The sequence below is a fragment of the Mesoflavibacter sp. CH_XMU1422-2 genome, assembly GCF_037029245.1.
Lineage (GTDB): Bacteria > Bacteroidota > Bacteroidia > Flavobacteriales > Flavobacteriaceae > Mesoflavibacter > Mesoflavibacter zeaxanthinifaciens.
Map to the genome: position 1 here is coordinate 1 of NZ_JAYMEE010000075.1, position 2,479 is coordinate 2,479.

General features: G+C 31.7%; 2 protein-coding genes. Both read left to right on the forward strand.

From position 1 onward, the window contains the following. Positions 1-164: 164 nt before the first annotated feature. Positions 165-896, forward strand: a complete 732-nt coding sequence (locus WA340_RS12675; protein WP_336129351.1) for a phospholipase D family protein — start codon at positions 165-167, stop codon at positions 894-896. A gap of 156 nt (positions 897-1,052) precedes the next feature. Beyond that, positions 1,053-2,336 (forward strand): TlpA family protein disulfide reductase, encoded by a 1,284-nt coding sequence (locus WA340_RS12680; protein ID WP_336129352.1) that lies wholly within the window; start codon positions 1,053-1,055, stop codon positions 2,334-2,336. The last annotated feature ends 143 nt before the right edge of the window (positions 2,337-2,479 follow it).

The following is a 2,479-nucleotide window of genomic DNA, read 5'->3' on the forward strand; positions in this document are numbered from 1 at the left end:
CAACAATGTATAACCGCAATTACGGCGGATTCGACTACGTCCGAATCCACTCGGAATTGCTAACGTCAGTTCTTAACCGAAAATTATTAACTTGAAAACCGTAACTGACGGTTATACGGGACCGTTGTAAACAATTTACGAAAACCGAGAAACTGAAATAAATAATGGCAAAATTTTTAAACACGACAGGTGTTTCATATCATTTAGAAGAACTGATTAAAAACACGAAAGACCGATTGATTTTGATAAGTCCATATCTTCAATTTCATAAACGAGTAAAAGACCATTTAGAAAACCTAAATATTCAAAAAAGAGATATCCGAATTATTTATCGAGAAAACAAATTACAAGTGGAAGAAAGTAATTGGTTGGAAAGCCAAATTGGAATTAGGACAAGTCTTTGTAATTCACTTCACGCTAAATGCTATCTGAACGAAAATGAGGCAATAGTAACTTCAATGAATTTATACTCATTCTCACAGCAGAATAATGACGAAATGGGAATTCACGTCACTAAAGAAAAAGACGCTGATTTATATAACGATATCTATAATGAAGTTCAAAGACTATTAACAATAAGTGAGGAAATTCGAGTTTCAGTCAAGAAAATTGATAAAGAAATTGAACAGAAAACTGAAAAGACCTTTAAGAAAGTTCAAGAAAACAAAGACTTTTCAAAATCCAAATTACTCACAACTAAAGAATTGTCAAAAGTTACTGGATTAAGCAGTAGAAAAGTAAATAGTTGGTTTACTGACAACAAATTGATGTATAAGAAAGAAGATGATTGGATAACAACAAAACGTGGAAAGGAATCTGGAGGAGTTGAAAAGAATGGACAATATGGACAATTTGTTGTTTGGCCAGAAGATATTGCAAAACATATAACGGAATAAAAAACTGTTTACAACAATGGCTATAAGTAATTGCTTGTTCTCGCCTACTTCTGAAAATCCTCGCGGATTTTCAGTTTGGTGTGTACTTTCAAAATTGAGTACTAACCCACGCAACTACTCATAGCCGAGACCGTTGTACACCATTTAAAAAAACCTATGAAAAAACTATTAATACTGCTTATTCTATTTAACCTATTTGCTTGTCAGAAAGAATCAAAAAAGTCTGATTTAATTCATTTAAAACTTAAAGAAATTGAAGGTTACGGACCTTTTGAAAAGCGATTTGGATTTTTGGATTGGACACCACTGACTGAAAAAGGAATTTGGGGAAATACCAAAGTTGAAACAACTGGAACACCAAAAAATTGGACTAAATCAAATGTAACCCAAGTATGGTTTGATGCGCATCAATTTGCTTATCAAAACTACAAACAAGGAAATTTAAGTGATGAATTCTTCAATGACTTAAAAGTATCCTGGAAAATTGATTTAAACAAAAGAAAATTATCTGAAAAGCCTATTAATTGTTTTGTCCACGTAGCAATCGGAAAAAATCAAAATGATGAACTTGAATATATTATTGACACAAACTATGACAATGATTTTTCCGATGAACAAATACTAAAACCAACACCTAGAGCATTTGAATTAGACTATCAAAAGTTAATAGACAATTCTAAATCAGTAGTTGCACAAATAAGTACAAATAATGGAATCAAGGAAAAAGAAATAAAAATTCTAGTCCTTTCAACGAGCGATGGAGATTTAATTTACAATTTCCCCAAAATTGCAGAAACCTTTTATCAGGAAAATAGAATTTTAGTAAGCAATGGATTTTCAAATCTCACTTATGATGATAAAAGTTTAATTGCAATTGATAATGAGAGTTCTGAGTTTGTGAATTTTAATGAATTTATTGAGATAGATAATAAGCTTTATAAAAACCTTGGAGTTGATATAAACTCAAACGAACTTCGACTGCAAGAAATGCCAGAGGACACTATTTTATATTCTTCAAGAGTCGGATTTAATGCAAAACCATTTGTAGTTAAACAGCTTGAATCGAATGACTCTTTAAATCTAAATTTTTTCCAAGACAAACTTTTATATTTAGAGTTTTGGGGAACTTGGTGCGCACCTTGTATCAATGAAATTCCTAATTTAAAAAAGGCTTACGATGAAACAGATAGAAATGATGTTGAATTCTTAGGCGTTGCTGTATTCGATACAAAAGAAATGCTAAAAAGTGCAATTGAGAAATACGAAATAAATTGGCCTCAGGTTTTAGATGCAGATTCAGATAAATTCAAAGAAAACTATAATGTAACTGGCTACCCAACCTCATTTTTAATTGATAAAAAAGGAAAAATAATTGCAAAGAACCTAAGAGGAGAAAAACTTTTAGACACTTTGAATTACTATTTAAAAGAAACGAAATAAAAACGGTGTACAACAACGGCTATAGTTCATTACGGCTGAAATTCCTAATCGGAATTTCGAGCCTTTTTGCTAAATTTATGGTTACGGCGGAATGATACTCGCGTACCATTCCGTAACGAAACCATAGCCAAAACCGTTGGTTG